The organism is Flavobacterium antarcticum DSM 19726 (genome assembly GCF_000419685.1).
Lineage (GTDB): Bacteria > Bacteroidota > Bacteroidia > Flavobacteriales > Flavobacteriaceae > Flavobacterium > Flavobacterium antarcticum.
Genome location: NZ_ATTM01000002.1, coordinates 392,017 through 414,347, shown reverse-complemented (window position 1 = coordinate 414,347; position 22,331 = coordinate 392,017). Strand labels below are relative to the sequence as shown.

Here is a 22,331-nt window from a genome sequence, read left to right as displayed (position 1 = left end):
TACTTAAATGGGTTTTTTCAGAAAAGCAACTGAATTTTGTTTGTCAAAAATACTACTTTTTATTTTGTAGCCTTGAAATATTATTTTAAAATCATAAAACGTTATTAACTTCGTTTATATTTAATTCTGATTCGATTTTTAGAATGTATGTTTGTCGTTTAATATAATGTAGCAATGATGAAAAATAGTTTACTTATAATGTTTTTGTTGACTTTCAGCGGAATGTATTCGCAGGAAAATCACGTGAAGTTTCTAGTGGGCACTAATACGAATACTTGTAAAAGCGAAGGTATTTATGTTTACGATTTAGATTTGCTATCCGGAAATGCTTCGATGTACAATCATTCTGATAAAGTTGTGAATCCAAGTTATTTGTCGGCTTCGGCGGATTCTAAAATCATTTATTCAGTGAATGAAAGTGGTGAAAAGAGTGAAGTTTCAGCTTTCAAGTATAATAAAGAAAGTGGAGCAGTTACTTTAATTAACAAGCAAAATGCGGAAGGTTCAGATCCGTGCTACCTTATTAATGACGATAAAAATGTTTTGGTTGCCAATTATTCAAGCGGTTCCATAAGTGTTTTTAAGAAAACAAAATCGGGCGGATTGAATCCTGCTTCGCAAATTATTTCGCATAAAGGAAGAAGCAAGAATAATGAGCGTCAAGCTTCCTCTCATGTGCATCAAGTTCAATTTTCGCCGGACGGCAAATATGTATTTGCAGCTGATTTGGGAACAGATAAAATCTACATTTATAATTATGACAAACTTTCTGACAAAGAAATGCTTACTATAAAAGATAGTGTTGCTGTGAGAAGAGGAGGCGGACCAAGACATTTGGCATTTAGCCCTAACGGAAAGTTTGCTTATATGCTGCAAGAGTTGGATGGAGTTCTAATCGCATTTAGTTACCACGATGGAATTTTGCGTAAGCTAGAAGAAACTCAAGTTGTGGATGATGATTTTAGAGGAGAAATTGGTGCTGCAGCAATTAAGTTTTCGCCTGACGGCAAATTTTTATATGCTACGAATCGCGGAACGGCAAATGACATCACGGTTTTTGTAGTACAAGCGGATGGAAGATTGAATTATAAAGCGAGTTATCCATCGGGTGGAAAAGGACCACGAGATTTTGCAATAGATCCATCAGGAGCTTATTTATTGGTAGCCAATCAAAATTCGAATGAAATAACGTTGTTTAAACGCGACATTGTTTCGGGTAAATTGACACTTACGAATAAAACAATTGGCATTTGTTCGCCAAGTTCTATTCTATTTATGCCGTAAACCGGTATGAAAATGTCATCTTGTCAGCCAATTACACGTGACAAAATAGTATTACTGACAATTTATATGGTTTTTTCCTGTGGCATAATCATTGCTTTTAGGTGGTTAGTAAAAAAAATCAATAAATTAAATAATACAATAAAATGGGTAAAATAATTGGTATTGACTTAGGAACAACGAATTCATGTGTGTCTGTAATGGAAGGAAGTGAAGCAGTTGTAATTCCTAACTCAGAAGGAAAAAGAACAACACCATCGATCATTGCTTTCGTAGAAGGTGGCGAAATTAAAGTGGGAGATCCTGCAAAAAGACAAGCAGTAACTAATCCTACCAAAACGATTGCTTCTATTAAACGTTTCATGGGACATACTTTTACTGAAGTGTCAGGTGAATCTAAAAAAGTATCTTACAAAATTGTAAAAGGAGACAACAATACACCACGTGTTGATATTGATGGTCGTCTTTATACTGCACAAGAATTGTCAGCAATGACACTTCAAAAAATGAAAAAAACAGCTGAAGACTATTTAGGTCAGACAGTTACAGAAGCGGTTATTACTGTTCCTGCTTACTTTAACGATGCACAACGTCAAGCTACGAAAGAAGCTGGAGAAATTGCTGGTTTGAAAGTAATGCGTATCATCAACGAGCCAACTGCTGCGGCATTAGCTTACGGATTGGATAAAAAAGGAACTGATCAAAAAATTGCAGTTTACGATTTAGGTGGAGGTACATTTGATATTTCGATCCTTGAATTAGGAGACGGAGTTTTTGAAGTATTGTCTACAAACGGAGACACTCACTTAGGTGGAGATGATTTTGACCACGAAATTATTGACTGGTTAGCAAAAGATTTCTTAGCTGAAGAAGGTATTGATTTACGTCTAGATCCTATGTCGTTGCAACGTTTGAAAGAAGCTGCTGAAAAAGCGAAGATTGAATTGTCTTCTTCTTCAGAAACTGAAATCAACTTACCATACGTTACAGCTACGGCTTCAGGACCAAAACACTTAGTTAAGAAATTAACTAGAGCTCAGTTCGAGAAATTAACAGATACTTTAGTAAAACGTTCTATGGAACCAGTTGCTAAATCATTAAAAGATGCAGGTTTAACTGTTTCTGATATTGACGAAGTTATCTTAGTTGGTGGTTCAACTCGTATGCCAAGAATCGCTGAAGAAGTTGAAAAATTCTTTGGTAAAAAAGCTTCTAAAGGAGTAAATGCTGACGAAGTTGTTGCAATTGGAGCAGCTATTCAAGGTGGAGTTTTATCTGGAGATGTGAAAGATGTATTGTTACTTGACGTTACACCTTTATCTTTAGGTATCGAAACTATGGGTGGTGTATTGACTAAATTAATTGAGTCTAATACTACCATTCCAACTAAGAAATCACAAGTATTCTCAACTGCTGCTGATTCTCAACCATCTGTTGAAATTCACGTTTTACAAGGTGAAAGAGCAATGGCTACTGATAACAAAACGATTGGTCGTTTTCACTTAGACGGTATTCCACCAGCACCAAGAGGAGTTCCTCAAATTGAGGTTACTTTTGATATTGATGCGAATGGTATCATCAAAGTTTCTGCAACTGACAAAGGAAGTGGAAAATCACACGATATCCGTATCGAAGCTTCTTCTGGTTTAACAGCTGAAGAAATCGAGCAAATGAAAAAAGATGCTGAAGCTAACGCTGGAGCAGATAAATTAGCAAGAGAAAGAGCAGAGAAATTAAACGAAGCTGATTCTATGATTTTCCAAACAGAAAGTCAATTGAAAGAATTGGGTGATAAATTAACTGACGCTCATAAAACTTCTATCGAAATGTCATTGACTGAGTTAAGATTAGCTCACGAAAACCAAGACGTTGACGCGATCCAAAAAGCACTTGATAACATCAATGCTGCATGGAAAGTTGCAACTGAGGCAATGTACGCTCAAGGAGATGCAGGACAAGCTCAAGGTGCTCAACCAGAAGCTAACGCTCCAGAAGGTGATAACGTTCAAGACGTTGATTACGAAGAAGTAAAATAATTATTAAGACGTAAGTGTTTTAAGAATTAAAACTTTAAATTTAGAATTAACCGAGTTAGAAATAGCTCGGTTTTTTTGTGTTCAATTTTGACAAAAAAAATAGCGCGAAGAATATAATTTCTTCACGCTATTTTTATATTATTTGAAAAGAATTATTTCTTTTTCAAAACCATTTTCTTCGACTTCTTTTTGTCTTTTCCTTTTTTATCTTTCTTGCTTTTAGACTTTTTCTCTTTAACAGGTTTTTCGTCCAATGTGCTATTCGCTTCTAAAGCTGCAAGGTCAGTTGAAGCAGTCAATTCAGCAATTCTGATGATAACGTCGATTGCTTTTTGCATACTTTCAGCTGGAAGATATTCATATTTTCCATGAAAATTATGACCACCCGCAAAGATGTTTGGGCAAGGTAATCCCATGTAAGATAATTTTGAACCATCTGTTCCACCACGAATTGGTTTAATCAATGGTTTTATACCTAAATCGTTCATTGCCATTTCAGCTAAATCAACGATGTATTTCATTGGTTCAACCTTTTCACGCATGTTGAAATATTGGTCGGTAATTTCTACATCTACAATGTCTTCGCCAAACTGCTTTGCGTATTTTTTGTTGATTTTATCAGCTAATTTCTGAACCGTTTTCTTTCTTTTTTCGAAGCTTTTGTGGTCAAAATCACGAATGATTAATTGAACAACTGTTTCTTCAAGACTTCCGTCAAAATGATGTACGTGGAAAAATCCTTCGTAACCAGAGGTTTGTTCTGGAACTTCACCTTTAGGTAATTTGCTGATGAATTTATTAGCAAGCAACATCGAGTTAATCATCTTTCCTTTGGCATAACCTGGATGCACGCTTTTCCCTTTGAAAGTCAATTTGGCTCCAGCCGCATTAAAATTCTCGTATTCCAACTCACCAATCTGACTTCCGTCCATTGTATAAGCCCATTTTGCGCCAAATTTCTCCACATCTAGTAAATCTGCTCCACGACCAATTTCTTCGTCAGGTGTAAAGCAAACTCTAATTTTTCCGTGTTTGATTTGTGGATTTTTAATCAAATGTTCCATTGCTGAAACGATTTCTGTCAAACCTGCTTTATCATCTGCACCTAAAAGAGTTGTTCCGTCAGTTGTAATGATTGTTTGCCCTTTGTACATCAATAAATCTTCAAAATAGTTTGGAGAAAGAATGATGTTTTGTTCTGCATTCAATATGATATCGCCACCGTCGTAATTGTGTACGAGTTGTGGTTTTACATTTAATCCCGTAAAATCAGGAGTCGTATCAAAGTGAGAAACAAATCCAATAGTTGGAACTTCATGGTCAACATTGCTTTCCAAAGTTCCCATCACATAACCATTCGCGTCTTTCGAAACGTCGGTCATGCCAATTTCATTCAATTCTTTTACCAATAAATCAGCAAGAACGTGTTGTTTCATTGAACTCGGTGTCGTGTCAGAATTTGGGTCCGCTTCTGTATCAATAATTGCATAACTGATAAAGCGGTCAATAAGATGTTGCATAAATATAGTGTTATAGATAGTTATAATTTCGTTGAAGTACAAATATACGCAATCAGCCGTTTAAGGATGTTAACATTATTATATTTTCTGACTATTGAAATGTGATTATCAGATAGTCTTCTCTAATTCGTCTTTTTATAACTTAAAACCGCTAATCCATTCATTAAAACAGCATATAAGGAAATGATTATTAGTTGGAAATAAATGTCTTTAAATCCAGAACCTTTCAACATTACCATCCGAATCACTTCAACAAAATATCGAATTGGATTGAAAAGTGTTATGTTTTGAGCCCACTTTGGCATACTTTCAATTGGTGTAAACAAACCGCTCATTAAAATGAAAATCACTACAAAAAACCAAGCGATAAACATGGCTTGCTGTTGCGTATCAGTATAATTTGAAATTAACAATCCCATTCCTAAAATCACAAGTAAGTAAACACTTGAAAACAAATAAATCAATCCGATATTTCCAATCAACGGAACCGCAAAAACGAATTTAGATATCAGTAATCCAATCGTCATAATTACCATTCCCAACACCCAAAACGGAAATAATTTGCCAATAATAAACTGATGTTTTTTAATAGGAGTAACGTTGATTTGCTCTAAAGTTCCCATTTCTTTTTCCCGAACAATGTTCATTCCCGAAAGAAAAAGCGTCAACATTGTAATTAACAAAACTAAAATTCCAGGAACCATATACGTTTTGTAATTCAACGTGTTATTGTACCAAAATGACGGAATTGTAGTGACTTGCATTGGTCTTGCCATTTGTCCTTGTTGCTGAAATGCTTTCAACATTATATTTTGATTGAACTGACCAACAATTTGGTTTACGTACACATTTTCGACACCTGCTTTCGCACCATCAATTGCATTTATATAAACAGCTAAATCAGCTTTTTTATCTTTAATTAAATTTTTTTCAAAGTGAAGTGGAATTTCTAAAACAACTTCAACTTTACCTTTTTCCATTGCTTCATCGGCTAATTTTTTTGATGGGAAACTTTCTAAAACAGCAAAGTAGGAGGAAGCTCTGAATTTGTCAACCAATTCTTTAGACGAAGTCGATTTGTCATAATCCACATAAGAAAGCTGAATATTTTTCACTTCAAAAGTAGCGGCGTTTGACAGAATTAAAAGTTGCAAAAGAGGCAATACAAAGATGATAGGTAGCATTCCTTTGTTTCGCATAATCTGCTTAAATTCCTTCTGTATAATAAATAGAATAGTTCTCATAAATGCGTGATTACATTTGCAATAATTGTTTGTTGTATTTCAATTGCCAATCGTTTATTCTAGTCGAATCTTGTATTTTTTGATACTAATTATTGTGAAAAACAGCGCCATACCTACCATAATCAAAGTCTCTTTCCAAAGCATTGAAAGTCCGACACCTTTCAGCATTATTCCTTTTACAATTATTATAAACCATTTTGCAGGGATAATATTACTGATAACTTGCAACGGCAATGGCATGCTTGAAAGCGGGAAAATAAATCCCGAAAGTATAATAACGGGAAGCATTAATCCCATCAATGAAATCATTAAAGCAGTCTGTTGTGTCTCCGAAATAGTCGAAATTAAAACGCCCAATGTAAGCGAAGTGATGATGAACAAAATACTTTCTAAACCGAGAAGAAATAAGCTTCCTTCAACGGGCATATTGAAAATAAAAATGCTCAAAACCACAATTACAACTGCATTAATCAGTGACAAGAATATGTACGGGAAAACTTTTCCAAGAATCACAACAATAGGTTTTAAAGGTGAAACCAGTAAAATTTCCATGGTTCCCAATTCTTTCTCTCTCGTTATGGAAATTGAAGTCATCATCGCTGAAACCAACATCAAAATAACAGTCATTACTCCAGGCACGAAATTGAAAACACTTTTCATTTCAGGATTGTAATACATTTGAGATTGCACCTGAATTTGATATGGAGTCTGTACGTCCTTATTTAATTCTTTTTGATATAATTGAAGAATTGCCTGCGTGTAATTTGTTATTGTATTAGCTGTATTCGGGTCGGTTGCATCAGAAATCACCTGAACTGTTCCGCTCTTTTGAGTGGCTAAATTTCTAGCAAAATCTTTTTCAAAAACTAAAACAGCTTTGACTTTTCCTTTTTTGAAAACCGACTCAATTTGACTCTCATTAAGAATATCATTTTCGATATTGAAATGTTTTGAAGCGCTTATTTTTCCAATAATTACTTTTGTTTCAGCATCTTTTGATTTATCTAAAATCGCGATATTTACGTTATTGATTTCATTGGTAATGGCAAAACCAAATAACATGATTTGTGCGATTGGCATTCCAAAAAGAATGAACATAGAGCGTCGGTCACGAAAAATATGATAGAATTCTTTTCTTACAAAACCGATAAATCTTTTCATTATTCTTTTTATTTAGGTTTAAATTTTAAACTAAAATTTATTCTATATTCCTTGCTAATTTTAGAAAAACAGCGTTCATCGAGTCGACATTAAACTGTTCTTTCAAATTTTTTGGCGTGTCGAGTGCTTCAATTGTTCCGTCAACCATAATGGAAACGCGATTGCAATATTCGGCTTCATCCATATAATGTGTCGTCACAAAAATCGTCGTGCCTTTGTTTGCTTCCGCATAGATTAATTCCCAGAATTGCCTCCTCGTAATAGGGTCAACTCCTCCCGTCGGTTCGTCTAGAAATACAATTTTAGGCTCGTGTAATAATGCGACCGAAAACGCTAATTTTTGTTTCCATCCTAATGGTAGTGAGCCAACTAAATTATTTGCGACTTGTTCTAAATCTAATTCTACTAAAACTTGTTTAATCTTTTCTTTAATTTGTTTTCGGGACAAACCATAAATTCCACCAAAAAAAGTGATGTTTTCTTTGATGGTCAAATCATCATACATTGAGAATTTCTGACTCATGTAACCAATGTTTCTCTTAACCAAATCAGCTTGGGTGAAAACATTAAAACCTCCAACCGTTGCAGAACCTGAAGTTGGCGTGGAAATCCCAATCAGCATTTTCATAGCCGTAGTTTTTCCAGCACCATTTGCACCTAGAAATCCGAAAATCTCACCTTTATACACATCAAATGTGATGCTTTTTACAGCCGTGAAATCACCAAAACTTTTAGTCAGATCTTTTACTTCTATGATTTTTTCTCTTTCCACTTTAATTCGATTTATTGGACGATGCTAATTCCATAAATACATCTTCAATAGTTGCATTCGTCAAGTGAACTTCAACATCTGAATGATTTTTTTCGAGTAAATATTTTACCAAATCAGCCGGTATAAAGTTGGTTTCCTTATCTGTATAATGAACAAATTCGCCAAAAGCATAAACGCTGTGCATCGTAGGATAGCTTTTTAAATCCAACAACAAATTATAAATATCGTGACTTGCGACATTGTAAATTTTATGAGAATAATTAGCCACAATATTTTGAGGCGTTTCAATTTCTAAAATTTTTCCGTCTTGAATTAACGCAATTCTGTCGCACAATGCAGCTTCGTCCATATATGGTGTCGAAACTAAAATTGTTATTCCTTTTTCTTTCAATCGTTTTAGCATCTCCCAAAATTCTTTTCGAGAAACGGGGTCAACACCAGTTGTTGGTTCGTCAAGGAAAAGCACTTTTGGTTTGTGAATCAAAGCACAACATAAAGCTAATTTTTGTTTCATTCCACCGGATAATTTCCCAGCTCTTCTATCTTTAAAAGGTTCTATTTGAACATAAATATCTTTGATTAAGTCGTAATTTTCTTCGATTGTTGTTCCAAAAATGGTTGCGAAAAAAGTCAGATTTTCTTCAATTGTCAAATCTTGATACAACGAGAATTTTCCCGGCATGTATCCAACTGATTTCCGAATTGATTTGTAATCTTTCACTACATCATAATCTGCCACAGTTGCTTGACCTTCATCAGCAATCAGAAGCGTCGTCAGGATTCTGAAAAGTGTTGTTTTTCCAGCTCCATCTGGACCAATTAATCCAAATAATTCGCCTTCAGCCACTTCAAACGAAATGTTTTCGACAGCTTTTACTTTCTTGAAGGATTTAGATATGTTCTTTACAGAAATTCCCATTATATTATCAATACTATTTTGGTTGAATTCTACCACTTAACCTCAAATTATTTAATCCACATTTCAGCAGGCATTCCAATTTTTAAACTGCCATCATTTTTTACTTTTACTTTAATCGCGTAAACCAAGTTGACTCTTTCTTCTTTTGTCTGAATGATTTTTGGAGTGAATTCCGCTTGAGCAGCAATCCAAGAAACTGTTCCTTTATACGTTTTCATTTCTTTTGCGTCATCAATTTTCACCGAAACTTCTTGACCTATTTTCACTTGTGGCAATTGTGTTTCACTCACAAAAACGCGCAAAGTCATTTCAGAAATATCGGCGATTTTATAAAGTGGCTTTCCAAAACCAGTTACTTCGCTAGGTTCAGCATATTTATTCAAAACCACGCCGTTGATTGGGTTTGTAATTTTACTTTTCTTGATTTGGTCGTTGATTTTTTCAATTTGAACGTCAATCGATTTCAAGTCGTTCAAAATAGGATTGTTTTGCGTTCCTACACTTTTCATTTGTTCCAAAATCACGCTAACTCGTCCGTTAATTTCATCCACTTGACGTTTTGTAGCTGCGTTTTCTGCAAACATACTTTCAATACGTTTTTGCTCTAATCGTGCGGTTTGAAGTTGTGCTGCCAAAACACTTTTCTGTGACATAACATTTCCTGACTTCGAATTGACCGTGTTTTTAGATGCAAATAATTCTTGTTTGGTAAAGTACAATTGAAGCGTGTCAATAAGTCCAACTTGTTTCTGTGCTTCTAATTGTTGCCCTTCTTCTACATTTAAGAATATAATTTTTCCATTAGATTCAGACGAAACGGTTATTTCTGTCGCTTCAAAATTTCCATAACCATCGGCTTTGTCCGAAGAATCGTTACAAGAAATTAATCCGAAGATTGCAATTATAAGTAAGCTTATTTTTTTCATTTTGTTACGTTTTTCTAGTATTTGTTAATTTCCTAAAATAGTTTGATAATTATGTTGTGCTAAACTCAATCCGACTTGGTGTTGAGCTAGACTATTTTTTGCTTCGAAAAGTCGGATGACATCAGTCAAATATTCTGAAGTAGTTATCACTCCATTTTTCATTTGGGCATCAGATGATTTTACGATTTTCTCATAAATTTGAATAATCTCTATGTCAGATTCTAACAGCTGTTGGATTTTTTTAATTTCATTGTCAAGTTGCTGCAATTCTATTTTGTTATTCAGTTCGAAAGTCTCTTTTTCTGTCTGCACGATTTCTTGTGCGATATCCAAAGTTTGTTTGTCCTTATTCATTTTTCCCCAATCAAAAACATTCCAACTTGTTTTTAATCCAACGATGTAAAAGGAATGAAATGAATTATCTAACATATTTAATCCTGGATTTCCGTACCCAGCTTGACCAAAAGCGAATACTTTTGGTAGATTTGATTTTGCCAAAACATTCTTTGAAGATTCAATTTGTTCGTTTTGTAAATCATAAAAAGCTAATTCTGGTCGTAAGCGATTACCTGTGTTTAATAGAAATGGAGGAGTTAATAAAACTGTTTTATCATCTATTATGCTATTAGTTAATTGTGACAAATTCTCCAGCATTTTATTATTTTCAAATTTAATTTCTGTCAATTGCTGTTTGATTTTAAATCGTTCAGCTTCTAAAACTAATTCAGAAGTAGGAAGAAGTGCTCCGTATTTTACGCCAACTTTTACCTCTTTTATTTTTGAAAACAACAAATCGTCTTTCGACAATAAGAGCTCTTTTTTTTGCTGAAGTAGTAATATTGAAAAGAAATAGTGATTGATTCTGTTCTGCAATCCATATAAGTTCAGCGTCACTTGCTGCTGTTGTGTTTTGGTTTGCGCTTGTTTTAATTTCGCATTAGCCTCAATAATTCCGCCGTTATAAATCAGCTGATTTACGTCTAAAGTTGCACGATATTGGTCTTTATTCGCTTGTTCAATTCCAGGAAGCGCCATTGGCAAACCAATAACTTCCGATTGATAAGTAGCTTGCGCATTCAAATCTACCTTTGGTAATTTCCCTTTGTTAATCGCTTCAATTTCAGAACTTGATCTCTGTTCTAAAAGACCAACTTGTTTAGCAAGCGGATAATTTTTTTCGACCAAATTATAACATTCGCCTAATGTCAAAGTTCGTTGTGCATTAGAAATCAATGAAATAAGGAAGATTGAGAGTAATATGATTTTATTTTTCATAATTATATTTTAATAGAATTGATGATAAAATCTGCTGCTTCTGTTTTACGATTTTGTAAAAGTTGGTCGTATTTAATTTTATCCACATTTATAAGTGCCATCAATAATGGTGTTCCGATGAACGGAAAGATATTAAGTGAGATAATGTTGATTAGCAATTGGTCAGCGTCAATAGGTTTAATCAGGCCGGTTTCAATCGCTTCTAAAACTTGTTGTTTAAATTTTTCTGTAGAGGGAAAACTTGCTTCCGCACGAAGTTTCAACACAAATTCCGGATTGCTATTTAATTCTTGAATAACAAAATTTGGCAAGTAAGGATGTTTGATTACAAACGAAACATAACTATCAGTGAAATTCCGGATCTTATCAAATAACTCGGTATCGTCATTCAGTACTTTTCCTATTTGCGGTGCTAACAGTCTAAATGCGTTTTTAAAAACGGCTTCAAATAATAGTTGTTTGCTTCTGTAATAATAATGAAGCAAAGCTTTATTAATTTTTGCTTTGTCTGCGATTTCTTGCATGCGAGCGCCAGCCATTCCTTTTTGTTGAAATACTTCTTTCGCCGCATTTAAGATTTCTTCTTCTGTATTTTCTATTTTCACACTAGCCATAGAGTTTAAATATTTGGTTTAACCATTTGGTTAACAAATGTAGTTTAAATAGTACTTAAAAAATTTTTAAAGTTTAAAAACTTTCAAAATTGTAATAAAAATTATTTTAATAAGCTGATTTATAAGTTATAACATCTATGTCGGAAGAGTGAGATTATTTATATAAAGAGAATGAAAATGGCCTCTGGTTTTAGACTTTGGTAAAAAGTAGAGCTTGAAATTAATTACAAAATAAATAATTACCTCGAAATTATATTTTTTTTAAAACAAAAAAAGCGAAAAATTTATTTGAATACACAGTTAAATGCCTTCAATAAATTACTCGCTTATTTTGCAATCAGAATCGAAATCTGATCAGTTCAATTACTAAATTTTCTTCGCAATAGGTGCCGCCAAACACGATTCAGGAATCGCAAAAGCATCGACTAAAGCAACTGCATCTGGTCGGATGTCCCAACAAAGTTGGTTTACCATTTTACGAATTGCTTTTGATTTAGAAGTTTCGAAATAATGATTTTCTAAATACCATGCTTTGTTTTCTTCCATTTTGTGCAATGCGAAAAGTTGTGCTAATTTTACAAGCATAGTTTTCGATGAAGAATCTTCTAAGGTTTCTATTTTTATCAAGAATTGCTCTAAAACTACACGATCTAAATAGGCTTTTGCCACGTCAATCATCTGATGTTGTGCAACATTAAAAGCATCGTAAGCATCTAAACCTGAATCAATTAATTTCTTAATTCTTTTTGCTGCTGAAGTTGTAATTTCATGTTCTCTATAATAAAAAGCTTTCAGGTGAAATTCGGTATCAAGTAAATGAGAATCACTTGTATCGCGGGTAGTAAACGGATTTTTTTCAGAGAAAAACACCTTCGTTTGATTCCATACATAACTAACTTTATCCATCGAATCCATTTCAGAAACTTGTCTTCTAAAAACGGCCAGTCTGTTTTTTGCTACTAATTGCATCAAAACGGTGTTGTCTCCTTCAAACGTGGTGTAGACTTCGGTATCATTTTTCAAACGGTCAATTCTGTTTTCTGATAAATAACCTTTTCCGCCACAAGCTTCGCGGCATTCTTGCAAAGTTGCCGTTGCATGCCAAGTTGTATATGCTTTCAACCCTGCCGCTAATGCTTCAATTTCCTGCATTTTTTCAGGTGTTTTATCAATAAAGCGCTGCGTTAAATATCTTAGTGCAAAATGTAAAGCGTACGATTGTGCCAAAGGTGGAAACAAACGTCTTTGATGCATTCTGTAATTTAAAATTGGAATTTCAGAACCGCCTTCTGGGCCAAACTGACGTCGCTGGTCGCTGTATCGAATGGTAATGGCTAAACCAACTTTGGCTGCAGCCAAAGCAGAACGCGGAATTCCAATTCGGCCGCCAACTAGAGTTCCTAGCATCGTAAAGAATCGTCTGTTGTCACTTGGAATTGGGCTTATAAAATCACCTTTTTCGTTTATAGTTGCAAAACGATCTAGCATGTTCTCTTTTGGAATCACGACATTGTGAAACGAAATGGTTCCATTATCCACGCCGTTTAATCCCATCTTCAAACCGCAATCATTGATTTCAACGTTAGATAACGGTTTCATATTCTCATCTCGAATTGGAACGATGAAAGCGTTTACACCATAATCTGTACCGTCGATAAGTAGCTTAGCAAAAACCGTCGCCATCTGACCGTGATTCGCTGCATTTCCAATATATTCTTTTTGGTCTTTTGGTGTGGGCGTATTTATAGTAAACGTTTTTTCTGCATGATTATAGGTTGCTGTAGTTTGCAATCCTTTCACATTAGAACCGTGGCCCGTTTCCGTCATTGCAAAACAACCTGGAATTTCAAGTTTTCCTATTTTATCTAAATATTTTCGGTAATGTTTTTCTGTTCCCAAAGACTGGATGCTCATTCCCCAAAGTCCAAATTGAACTCCAAATTTAATTACCAAACTCAAATCATGGTAACTCAATGTTTCCATAATGGCAAAATATTCTGGTAGATTTTCTCCACCACCATATTTTTTAGGATACGCTCGATTTCCTAAATTTTTCTCCGCTAAAATGAAACACCATTCAAGTACTTTTTCTCTGTAAACATTGACATCAGTAGAAGTTTCGTAGGCAAATTCAGGCGTACTAATTACTTTTTTTACTTCATTAATAGCATCCGCGACATCTCCATCTAAAATAGAGGTCATTTTGCCAACAGCAAAAGTGGAATCTGTTTCGTAATTATAGGTTTGATTTTTATCGTTCTGAGTGAACTTAAGCAATGCTTCAGAACCAAGAATTCCTAGTTTTTGCTCTAGTACTTCAAAATCTTCTCGATACAGTTCTAAAGAATCTGAGCTAGTCACTTTTAATTGTAGATCAAAAAGACTTAGCATTTTAGGATTAACTGCTACAATTTCGGCAATTTCTTTTCGCCAATTATTAAGTCCCGAACGAGTAGGAGGTAGCGCCAAATCAAGTTTGCTGTCTAAAAATTCCTTTTCTTCAGCAGAAAGCCAATCTTGGTTTTGTATGAAAGTGGAAAGTATTTTGAATTCGTCAGCCGTTAATAAATCATCAGACCAGACAATGTAAAGCAACGGTAGAAAGATCCGCGTATTGATTGTAAACATATGTGTCGTTTTATGTGTTGCTTAAAATTAAGCAATAAAAGTCGGCATACATTTTAAAGAACTGTTAATTAAGTGCTTTTTCTTTTTTTCGTTGAAAAGAGCGAAGTGATGAAATTGCTTGTTGCTGCACTTTATTCTTAAAGAAAGGAGTCCAACCTAATAAAACACCTTTTAATCCAAATGCTTGTTTAGACCAAGAATACAAATCAAAGGTATCAACATGTCTGTAAATTAGACCATCTTTGAATTCAAAATCTGCGTGAACTACATTCTTAACGTGCCGGTTCGTACTACTAAACATGTAATCTGCAGTCCAATCTGCAGAGCCAATTTTCCCATCTGAAATTACATTCGAAAACTTTATATCTAATAATCCATGACTTTTCTCAATCAACATTTCCCACATATCTCGTGCATCGTCACCTTGTAATATACCAAATACAGGATCTTCAAAAATCACTTCAGGATGGTAACAACTGCACATTGTAGTACTATTTGCCGCAGCAAAACCAGAATAAAATTCCTCGATAATTTGTTCTCTCGCTTTCATTAATTGAATACTTGTTTGATTTCGGTTACGGTATCATAGGTTTTATCTGGCAATCCAAACCTTCTGATTTTATTATGAGCGGTAAAAAATCCGGTTGGACTTGAAAATTGTGTTTCATTACCATTTATTCTAAAACGAATGTCGGTGATTTTAGTCTTTTTCAATAAATTAATTTCGGTGGTAGTTAATACATAGTAGGACTGAATCATTTTTCCCGAAATACTTCTTACATTTTTGTCTGTACATGTAATTACATTTCCGTCTTCTAAAAACAAATAAACATTTCCACCTATATAAAATGTAGGTTCAGATGATTCGAGTTGTACTAAAAGTGCTCCTTCCTTCCCATTGTTTCCAATTTGCACTTCTACACCTCCAGAATACGTATACGTGTCACTTGTAAATTTCCAAACTTCAGTGGCAGGAATCGATTTTTGATCGTTTAAAATCATTCTGTCTTGTGAAAAAACCGATAGAGAAATAAATAAAAACAAGAATAATGAGCCTATTTTATTTGGCATTTTAAGTGTTTTAATAAAGTTTATCAACCCAATCCGTTGATTTAATTGCTGAAACCTTCTGATTTTTATCCATGGTTACCCGAAGTTCCTTCTTTGCGAAATCTCTTTCGTATCTTGCTTTGTACCGAAATATATAACTGCCATCGCGGTTGTTTTTTAATACTTCTGCCAATTCAATTTCTTTGAAATCTCCATATTTTACTCTGAATTTGTGACACACCTTTGACAAGCGTTCTGCAGTCGTATTCTGAATTACTGAAGCAGTTGCTTCTTCCGTAGTAAATGGTTTGAATCGGGACGTATTGCACGTCATTAAAACACGTTTTCCTAACGAATAGGCTTTCGTTTTTAAACTTGGTGCAACTTCAGTGCTTGATATTACTGACATTGCTGGTAAAGCGGGAGCTTCAACTGTTTTCTGTTTTGTTTTACATCCTATAAGTAGGAGAATGAATCCGAGTACGAAAAGTTTTTTCATTGTGTATAAAGTTATGATTTGGTTTTTAAAATTAATTCTTAGGCAATCTACTAATAAAAAATACTATTCTTAACGACTTTTTAGAGTAAAATTGCATTTCTTTTTTAATAAATAAATGTAAAAATGAATTATTCGCGAACTCAAAAATATTTTGTCCGTCGCAAGTTAACTATATTTGTGTTCTATTAATTATCGAAAAAACATTTTTAGATTATGAAATTACACACATTTGTGGGCGTTTTTGCAGCAGCAACCTTGTTTGTTTCTTGCAAAAAAGAAGAAAGTACGGTTGTTGACGAAAAGAAAACCGCCGTTGAAACTCCTTTCGACTATGTGGCGGAACAGTTTGCAGACATTAAGGTGCTTCGCTATAAAGTACCAAACTGGGAAAACTTAACGCTGAAAGAAAAGGAACTGGTTTATTATTTAACTCAAGCAGGAACCGCAGGTCGCGACATCATGTGGGACCAAAACTACAAACATAATTTGAAAATCCGAAAAGCTTTAGAACAAGTTTACCAAAATTATTCGGGTGATAAACAAAGTAAAGATTGGGAAAATTTTGAAATTTATTTGAAGAGAGTTTGGTTTGCCAATGGTATTCACCACCATTATTCGATGGAGAAAATCAAGCCTGATTTCAATCAAGCGTATTTTGAAACACTTTTAAAGGAAACCAATACTGCATTAGCGCCAGAAGTTGTGGCTGTTTTATTCAACGATAAAGACAGTAAAAAAGTGAATTTAGATGAAAGTAAAGGATTGATTGCTGGTTCTGCGATTAACTTTTATGGTGAAGGAATTTCGGATAAAGAAGCAGAAGATTTTTATAAGGCAATCAAACCAATTGATCCGAAGCGTCCTTATTCGTATGGTTTGAATTCAAAGTTAGTAAGAAATGCAGCGGGTAAAATTGAAGAAAAAGTTTGGAAAAGCGGTGGAATGTACGGACCTGCAATTGATAAAGTAGTTTATTGGTTGGAAAAAGCAAAAACAGTTGCTGAAAATCAGAAGCAAGGAGACGCTTTAGGCTTGCTTATTAAATACTACAAAACAGGAGATTTAAAAACGTGGGATGATTATAATATCGCGTGGCTTCAAGCAACCGAAGGAAACATTGACTACATCAACGGATTCGTAGAAGTGTATAATGATCCGTTAGGAGCTCGTGGTTCTTACGAAAGTGTGGTGCAGATCAAAGATTTTGACATGTCGGCTAAAATGGAAAAAATTGGACACGAAGCCCAATGGTTTGAAGATAATTCCCCTTTATTCCCTGAACACAAAAAGAAAAAAGTAGTTGGCGTTTCATATAAAACAGTAATTGTTGCTGGAGAAGGTGGTGATTCTTCACCAAGTACGCCAATTGGTGTCAACTTACCAAACGCAGACTGGATTCGAGCAGAACATGGTTCAAAATCAGTTTCTTTAGGGAATATTGTGGAAGCGTATAACAATGCGGGTGGAACAGACCGTTTGAAAGAATTTGCCAACGATGCAGACGAAATTGAATTGGAAGAAAAATACGGACAAGAAGCAGATAAATTACATACTGCTTTACACGAAGTGGTAGGACATGCATCAGGCCAAATCAATCCTGGTATAGGAACGCCAAAGGAAACGTTGAAAAGTTATGCTTCTACATTAGAAGAAGGACGTGCTGACTTAGTGGGTTTGTTTTATTTATACAATCCTAAAATTCAAGAGTTAGGTTTAACTGACAACTGGAAAAACACCGGAATGGCGGCTTACGATGGTTACATAAGAAACGGTTTAATGACACAATTGATTCGTTTAGAGCCAGGAGCTGATATCGAAGAATCACACATGAGAAACCGTCAGTGGGTGAGTGCTTGGGTTTTTGAAAAAGGAAAGAAAGACAATGTAATTGAACGAATTGTTCGTGATGTAAAAACCTATTTCAACATTACAGATTACGATAAATTGCATACGTTATTTGGTGAATTGTTGAAAGAAACACAACGCATCAAATCCGAAGGAGATTACAAAGCAGGTAAAGCTTTAGTAGATACTTACGGTGTGAAAGTGGACCAAAAGTTGCACAAAGAAGTGTTGGAACGTAATGCTAAATTCAAATCAGCACCTTACAGTGGATTTATCAATCCATTATTAGTTCCGAAAATGGATGGCGATGGAAAAATTATTGACATCGAAGTAACGCAGCCAAAATCATTTGCAGAACAAATGTTGTATTATTCTAAAAACTTTGGTTTTTTACCAATGGATAATTAATTTTTAGTTTTAATAATTGTGAAAGGGCAGACTTCGGTTTGCCTTTTTTTATGTCATAAAAGTAACAGGAGAAACGTAGAACTTTACGCATCTTTGCACTATTAATTACAACAATGCAATCATGGAAGTTTTAGGTTATTTTGCGTCGCTTTTTATCGGAATATCACTAGGACTAATTGGCGGTGGTGGCAGTATTTTGACCGTTCCAATATTGGTTTATTTGTTTAATGTCAATCCTAAATTAGCTACCACTTATTCGTTATTTATAGTAGGATTAACGGCAGCATTTGGAGCTATTCGGCATTATAAAATGGGGAACATTAAAGTAAAATCGGCGGTCTATTTTGCCATTCCGTCATTAATAACCTTATTATTAGTGCGGAAAATCGTTTTGTTACGTATTCCTGAAATCATCACTATAACTGAAAATTATTCAGTCAAGCGTGGAATGGTGATTATGGTTTTATTTGCTATTTTAATGGTTTTGGCTTCGTATTCGATGATTAGAACACAAAAAAGCATCTTCAACGAAAATCAAATTAAACCACTTCATTTAATGTTTATTGGTGCTGCTGTTGGAATAATTACCGGATTTTTAGGAGCCGGTGGAGGCTTCTTGATTATTCCTGCTTTATTGTTTTTTGCCAAGATGCAAATGAAACAAGCCGTTGGTACTTCCTTATTAATTATCGGATTCAATTCACTTTTAGGTTTTTTAGGTGATGTAATAAACGGGGTTGAAATGGATTATATTTTTCTACTTTCGATTGCATTCATTGCCGGAATTGGAATTTTCATTGGTACATTTCTTTCGAAAAAGATGGATGGGGCACAACTCAAGCCTATTTTTGGTTGGTTTGTTTTAGTAATGGGAATTTACATTATCGCAAAAGAACTATTTTTGTAACAGAACTAAATTATTATTTTCAGTACTTAAAATAAAATCACATGACTAATTTTGACCGCAAATCCCATTGGGAAAATATCTATTCTACGAAATCTTTGGAAGAAGTGAGTTGGCATCAACCCATTCCTACAACGTCTTTGCAATTTTTCACTAAAAACAATATTCCGCTTGACGCCAAAATCATTGATATTGGAGGTGGAGATAGTTTTTTAGTGGATAATCTGTTGGAATTGGGTTACACAAATTTGAGTGTATTGGATATTTCTGCTGCTGCAATTGAACGCGCGAAAGTTCGATTGAATGAGAATGCTTCGAAAGTAACATGGATTGTTTCGGACATTACTCAATTTAAACCTGAAGTGTCTTATGATTTTTGGCACGACAGAGCTGTTTTTCATTTTTTAACTGAAGAAACAGAAATTGAGCAGTATCGCACATTAGTTGCTGATGCAGTAGTTTCAAACGGAACTTTAGCTGTAGGAACCTTTTCAGAAAATGGACCTTTAAAATGCAGTGGAATTGAAATCAAACGTTATTCTATCGTTGAATTGACAACTTGTTTTGAAAGTAATTTTGAACCGGTCGAAAAATTTCAAATCAATCACGATACGCCTTTTGGAACGGTACAGCATTTTACGTTTGTAAGATTCAAGAAGAAATAAAGATTGAAAGACAAAAAGATAGAAGGATGAAAGTGAAAGAGACCTTTTATAAATTGAAAATGTGCGTTTGCTCTATTATACAATTTCGTTACTGCTTTTTCTTCTCTTATTGAATTTCACTATTTCATACCAAATCACCGATACAAATCCAATCAATACCGCGATTAAAAGGTTTAAACTTGTCAAAGTTGCAAACCCAAAAAACGAAGTCAACGTCGGTACAAAAAGTAGTAGTGCCGTGATGAAGATGGTTATTCCAATCATCATTGGAACTAAATTATTCTTGTATTTCAATGTTGTGAAAATAGAATAATAAAAAGAGCGGTTTACGAGGGTTAAAAAGATGTTCGCCGAAATTAAAACGATAAACACCATTGTTCTCGTTTGTTCTTCGCCTAATCCATTGTAAACGGCATATTGATAACTGAATAAAGTTCCTACAGTAATTGCTAATCCTTGGATGATACTCGTTGTTAGTTCGCTCCAATTAAAGAATGAAGTCGCAAATGGTCTTGGTTTATTTGTCATCGTGTTTTGCTCCATTGGTTCGTTTTCGAAAATGATGGAACATGTTGGACCCATAATTAATTCCAAGAAAATAATATGTACTGGCGATAAAATATTCGGATAGATCCAACCTAAAGCAAGTGGAATAAATACCGTAAGAATAATGGGAATGTGGATAGAAATAATATATTGAATCGCTTTTTTCAAGTTGATATAAATGCGTCTTCCCATTGCAATCGCATCGACCATTTTAGATAAATCATCGTCGACCAAAATAAGTGAAGCGGCTTGTTTGGCTATTTCAGTTCCCTTTTTGCCCATTGCAATTCCTATGTGTGCCGCTTTCAATGCAGGACCGTCGTTCACACCATCGCCAGTCATTGCAACTATTTCATTATTTGCTTTCAGAGCATTAATAATACGCAACTTTGCTTCAGGAAACATTCTAGTGAAAATGTTGGTTTCAGTTACTTTTTCCTGTAATTCTTTGTCCGAAAGTTGCATCAATTCATCACCGGTCATACTGTGTTCATATCCTTGAAAGTCAACTTGTTTTGCGATTGCCGTTGTAGTTTCTGCATTATCACCGGTAACAATTTTTACTTTAATTCCTGCCTCGTAGAAGTGATTTAATACCTTATTTATATTCTCTTTTGGTGGATCATAAAAGGCAACAATTCCTTTGAAGTCAAAAAATAGCTCTTGCTGAGTTGCGGGAAATTCCGCTCCAATAAACGTACTTTCACCAACTCCTAAAACACGATATCCTTGGGAAGTTATGGTTTTTATGGCAGTATTTATCTGTTCTTTTTGTTCTTCCGATAAATTAGAAACCTGTATCAATGCTTCGGGAGCTCCTTTTGCCGCGATTATTCGTTGACCCAACTTGTTTTCAAATACATGCGTCATCATTGGTGGTTTTCCCCCCAACGGATATTCATGAATCATCTTGAAATTTGCTCGCTCATCAACGGAATTAAATTTGGCGTAAGCTTGATGCAACGCAATTTCCATAGGATCAAACGGAATGGGTTCGCTCGCCCACATTGCAGTTTGCAGTAATTTTTTCTCAGAATCTTCGGCGTCTTGCGGGTTTGAAATTTGCAACGTCTCTAATGAAAATACTTTAGCAAGGCTCATTTTATTCTCTGTAATCGTACCCGTCTTGTCGGTACAAATAACAGTTGCAGAACCCAGAGTTTCCACCGTTTTCATCTGCTTTACTACAACGCCCATTTTCATCAAACGCAACGCGCCAATTGCCATAAAAGCCGTAAACGCCATCGGAATTTCTTCCGGTAAAATACTCATTGCGAGTGTTAATGCTTTCAGTAAACTGTCTAAAAAATTATAGGAATGAAAGTAATTGATTGCCCAGACAATTAAAAATACGAACGCTCCAGCAATGACTAATTTCTTTACAAAACTGTTGATTTGAAGTTCTAAAGGTGTTTTTTCAACTTGGATATTTTCAAGGCTTTCGCCAATTTTCCCCAATTTTGTTTGATTGCCAATGTGTGAAATTGTTGCAATGGCTAATCCGCTTGCAACGGTTGTTCCTTTGTAAACACTATTGTCTTCGTGAAATTTATCTTTGAATACCGAAAAAGATTCGCCTGTAAGAATGGACTCATTCACTGAGAAATCGTTAGAATGAACAATAATTCCATCTGCTGGAACTGAACTTCCTTCCTCAACAATCAAACTATCGCCAATAACTAAATCTTCTGTTTTAATTTTAACCGAAACACCGTTTCTAATCACGGTGCAAGTGGGCATTGTAAAGTCTTTTAGTTTTTCTAACGCATTGCGACTTTTCGCATCTTGGTACAATGAAATAACTGAAACAATAACGATTGCTGATAACAGAAAGAGTCCGTCGTCTAGTTGTCCACTTATGAAGTAAATCAGAGACGCCACCAACAAAAGTGCAATCATTGGTTCTTTCGCAAGGCTTTTCAAAGCGTCGAATACTCCGTTTTCTTTCTTAAATTTCAAAACATTTCTGCCGAATTGAGTTCGAGAATGAAGTACTTCTTCGTCAGTCAAACCTTTGATGTCAAAATTTGTCATTGGC

General features: G+C 34.7%; 18 protein-coding genes. 5 read left to right on the top strand and 13 right to left on the bottom strand.

The window, feature by feature from the left end; all coding sequences use genetic code 11:
* The first annotated feature begins 174 nt into the window (after nt 1–174).
* Together YWA_RS0104975 and dnaK are read left to right on the top strand one after the other, a co-directional pair.
* Nucleotides 175–1,284, top strand: coding sequence for a lactonase family protein (locus YWA_RS0104975; RefSeq protein WP_022827397.1), 1,110 nt, complete (start codon nt 175–177; stop codon nt 1,282–1,284).
* A 143-nt stretch (nt 1,285–1,427) separates the two neighbouring features.
* Nucleotides 1,428–3,317, top strand: a complete 1,890-nt coding sequence (gene dnaK / locus YWA_RS0104970) for a molecular chaperone DnaK (RefSeq protein ID WP_022827396.1) — start codon at nt 1,428–1,430, stop codon at nt 3,315–3,317.
* Nucleotides 3,318–3,469: 152 nt separating this feature from the next.
* Here the strand turns inward: dnaK and pepT are convergent, their stop codons facing one another.
* The 12 genes from pepT to YWA_RS0104910 all read right to left on the bottom strand — a co-directional run bounded on the left by pepT (nt 3,470) and on the right by YWA_RS0104910 (nt 15,925).
* Complete coding sequence (gene pepT / locus YWA_RS14680) at nt 3,470–4,837, bottom strand: peptidase T (protein ID WP_022827395.1); 1,368 nt, start codon at nt 4,835–4,837, stop codon at nt 3,470–3,472.
* Nucleotides 4,838–4,959: 122 nt separating this feature from the next.
* Entirely contained in the window at nt 4,960–6,081 is a 1,122-nt protein-coding gene (locus YWA_RS0104960; protein WP_022827394.1) for an ABC transporter permease, read from the bottom strand.
* Nucleotides 6,082–6,135: 54 nt separating this feature from the next.
* Complete coding sequence (locus YWA_RS0104955) at nt 6,136–7,242, bottom strand: ABC transporter permease (protein ID WP_022827393.1); 1,107 nt, start codon at nt 7,240–7,242, stop codon at nt 6,136–6,138.
* 37 nt (nt 7,243–7,279) lie between these two features.
* A complete protein-coding gene (locus YWA_RS0104950) occupies nt 7,280–8,014 on the bottom strand; it encodes an ABC transporter ATP-binding protein (protein ID WP_022827392.1) in 735 nt (244 codons plus the stop codon).
* Nucleotide 8,015: 1 nt separating this feature from the next.
* The gene (locus tag YWA_RS0104945) at nt 8,016–8,933 is read right to left on the bottom strand and encodes an ABC transporter ATP-binding protein (protein WP_026718595.1); all 918 of its coding nucleotides are present in this window, start codon (nt 8,931–8,933) and stop codon (nt 8,016–8,018) included.
* A gap of 47 nt (nt 8,934–8,980) precedes the next feature.
* Complete coding sequence (locus YWA_RS0104940) at nt 8,981–9,859, bottom strand: HlyD family secretion protein (RefSeq protein WP_022827390.1); 879 nt, start codon at nt 9,857–9,859, stop codon at nt 8,981–8,983.
* A gap of 24 nt (nt 9,860–9,883) precedes the next feature.
* The gene (locus YWA_RS0104935) at nt 9,884–11,134 is read right to left on the bottom strand and encodes a TolC family protein (protein WP_022827389.1); all 1,251 of its coding nucleotides are present in this window, start codon (nt 11,132–11,134) and stop codon (nt 9,884–9,886) included.
* 2 nt (nt 11,135–11,136) lie between these two features.
* On the bottom strand, nt 11,137–11,748 hold the full coding sequence (locus YWA_RS0104930; protein WP_022827388.1) for a TetR/AcrR family transcriptional regulator: 612 nt from the start codon (nt 11,746–11,748) through the stop codon (nt 11,137–11,139).
* Nucleotides 11,749–12,114: 366 nt separating this feature from the next.
* The gene (locus tag YWA_RS0104925; protein WP_022827387.1) at nt 12,115–14,376 is read right to left on the bottom strand and encodes an acyl-CoA dehydrogenase family protein; all 2,262 of its coding nucleotides are present in this window, start codon (nt 14,374–14,376) and stop codon (nt 12,115–12,117) included.
* Between the two features lie 64 nt (nt 14,377–14,440).
* Nucleotides 14,441–14,926: a nuclear transport factor 2 family protein gene (locus YWA_RS0104920; protein WP_022827386.1), complete on the bottom strand. Its 486-nt coding sequence runs from the start codon at nt 14,924–14,926 to the stop codon at nt 14,441–14,443.
* Nucleotides 14,926–15,447, bottom strand: coding sequence for a hypothetical protein (locus YWA_RS14675; RefSeq protein ID WP_022827385.1), 522 nt, complete (start codon nt 15,445–15,447; stop codon nt 14,926–14,928). The genes YWA_RS0104920 and YWA_RS14675 overlap by 1 nt, the downstream gene beginning before the upstream one ends.
* 10 nt (nt 15,448–15,457) lie before the next feature.
* Nucleotides 15,458–15,925: a hypothetical protein gene (locus YWA_RS0104910; RefSeq protein WP_022827384.1), complete on the bottom strand. Its 468-nt coding sequence runs from the start codon at nt 15,923–15,925 to the stop codon at nt 15,458–15,460.
* 213 nt (nt 15,926–16,138) lie between these two features.
* Here YWA_RS0104910 and YWA_RS0104905 point away from each other — a divergent pair, with 213 nt between their 5' ends.
* From YWA_RS0104905 to YWA_RS0104895, 3 genes are all read left to right on the top strand, one after another.
* Nucleotides 16,139–18,178, top strand: a complete 2,040-nt coding sequence (locus tag YWA_RS0104905; RefSeq protein WP_022827383.1) for a dipeptidyl-peptidase 3 family protein — start codon at nt 16,139–16,141, stop codon at nt 18,176–18,178.
* A gap of 121 nt (nt 18,179–18,299) precedes the next feature.
* Entirely contained in the window at nt 18,300–19,085 is a 786-nt protein-coding gene (locus tag YWA_RS0104900; protein WP_022827382.1) for a sulfite exporter TauE/SafE family protein, read from the top strand.
* 41 nt (nt 19,086–19,126) lie between these two features.
* Nucleotides 19,127–19,747: a class I SAM-dependent methyltransferase gene (locus tag YWA_RS0104895; protein ID WP_022827381.1), complete on the top strand. Its 621-nt coding sequence runs from the start codon at nt 19,127–19,129 to the stop codon at nt 19,745–19,747.
* 75 nt (nt 19,748–19,822) lie between these two features.
* On the opposite strand, the gene YWA_RS0104890 is transcribed toward YWA_RS0104895, so the two are convergent.
* A complete protein-coding gene (locus YWA_RS0104890; RefSeq protein WP_211214218.1) occupies nt 19,823–22,327 on the bottom strand; it encodes a cation-translocating P-type ATPase in 2,505 nt (834 codons plus the stop codon).
* Nucleotides 22,328–22,331: the final 4 nt, after the last annotated feature.

Bases quoted from the DNA above. Each gene is read 5' to 3' on its own strand.
- YWA_RS0104955 (WP_022827393.1), bottom strand. From the start codon at position 7,242: ATGAAAAGATTTATCGGTTTTGTAAGAAAAGAATTCTATCATATTTTT.
- YWA_RS0104945 (WP_026718595.1), bottom strand. From the start codon at position 8,933: ATGGGAATTTCTGTAAAGAACATATCTAAATCCTTCAAGAAAGTAAAA.
- YWA_RS0104975 (WP_022827397.1), top strand. From the start codon at position 175: ATGATGAAAAATAGTTTACTTATAATGTTTTTGTTGACTTTCAGCGGA.
- YWA_RS0104900 (WP_022827382.1), top strand. From the start codon at position 18,300: ATGGAAGTTTTAGGTTATTTTGCGTCGCTTTTTATCGGAATATCACTA.
- YWA_RS0104890 (WP_211214218.1), bottom strand. From the start codon at position 22,327: ATGACAAATTTTGACATCAAAGGTTTGACTGACGAAGAAGTACTTCAT.
- YWA_RS0104920 (WP_022827386.1), bottom strand. From the start codon at position 14,926: ATGAAAGCGAGAGAACAAATTATCGAGGAATTTTATTCTGGTTTTGCT.
- dnaK (WP_022827396.1), top strand. From the start codon at position 1,428: ATGGGTAAAATAATTGGTATTGACTTAGGAACAACGAATTCATGTGTG.
- YWA_RS0104905 (WP_022827383.1), top strand. From the start codon at position 16,139: ATGAAATTACACACATTTGTGGGCGTTTTTGCAGCAGCAACCTTGTTT.
- YWA_RS0104935 (WP_022827389.1), bottom strand. From the start codon at position 11,134: ATGAAAAATAAAATCATATTACTCTCAATCTTCCTTATTTCATTGATT.
- YWA_RS0104925 (WP_022827387.1), bottom strand. From the start codon at position 14,376: ATGTTTACAATCAATACGCGGATCTTTCTACCGTTGCTTTACATTGTC.
- YWA_RS0104940 (WP_022827390.1), bottom strand. From the start codon at position 9,859: ATGAAAAAAATAAGCTTACTTATAATTGCAATCTTCGGATTAATTTCT.
- YWA_RS14675 (WP_022827385.1), bottom strand. From the start codon at position 15,447: ATGCCAAATAAAATAGGCTCATTATTCTTGTTTTTATTTATTTCTCTA.
- YWA_RS0104895 (WP_022827381.1), top strand. From the start codon at position 19,127: ATGACTAATTTTGACCGCAAATCCCATTGGGAAAATATCTATTCTACG.
- pepT (WP_022827395.1), bottom strand. From the start codon at position 4,837: ATGCAACATCTTATTGACCGCTTTATCAGTTATGCAATTATTGATACA.
- YWA_RS0104910 (WP_022827384.1), bottom strand. From the start codon at position 15,925: ATGAAAAAACTTTTCGTACTCGGATTCATTCTCCTACTTATAGGATGT.
- YWA_RS0104930 (WP_022827388.1), bottom strand. From the start codon at position 11,748: ATGGCTAGTGTGAAAATAGAAAATACAGAAGAAGAAATCTTAAATGCG.
- YWA_RS0104960 (WP_022827394.1), bottom strand. From the start codon at position 6,081: ATGAGAACTATTCTATTTATTATACAGAAGGAATTTAAGCAGATTATG.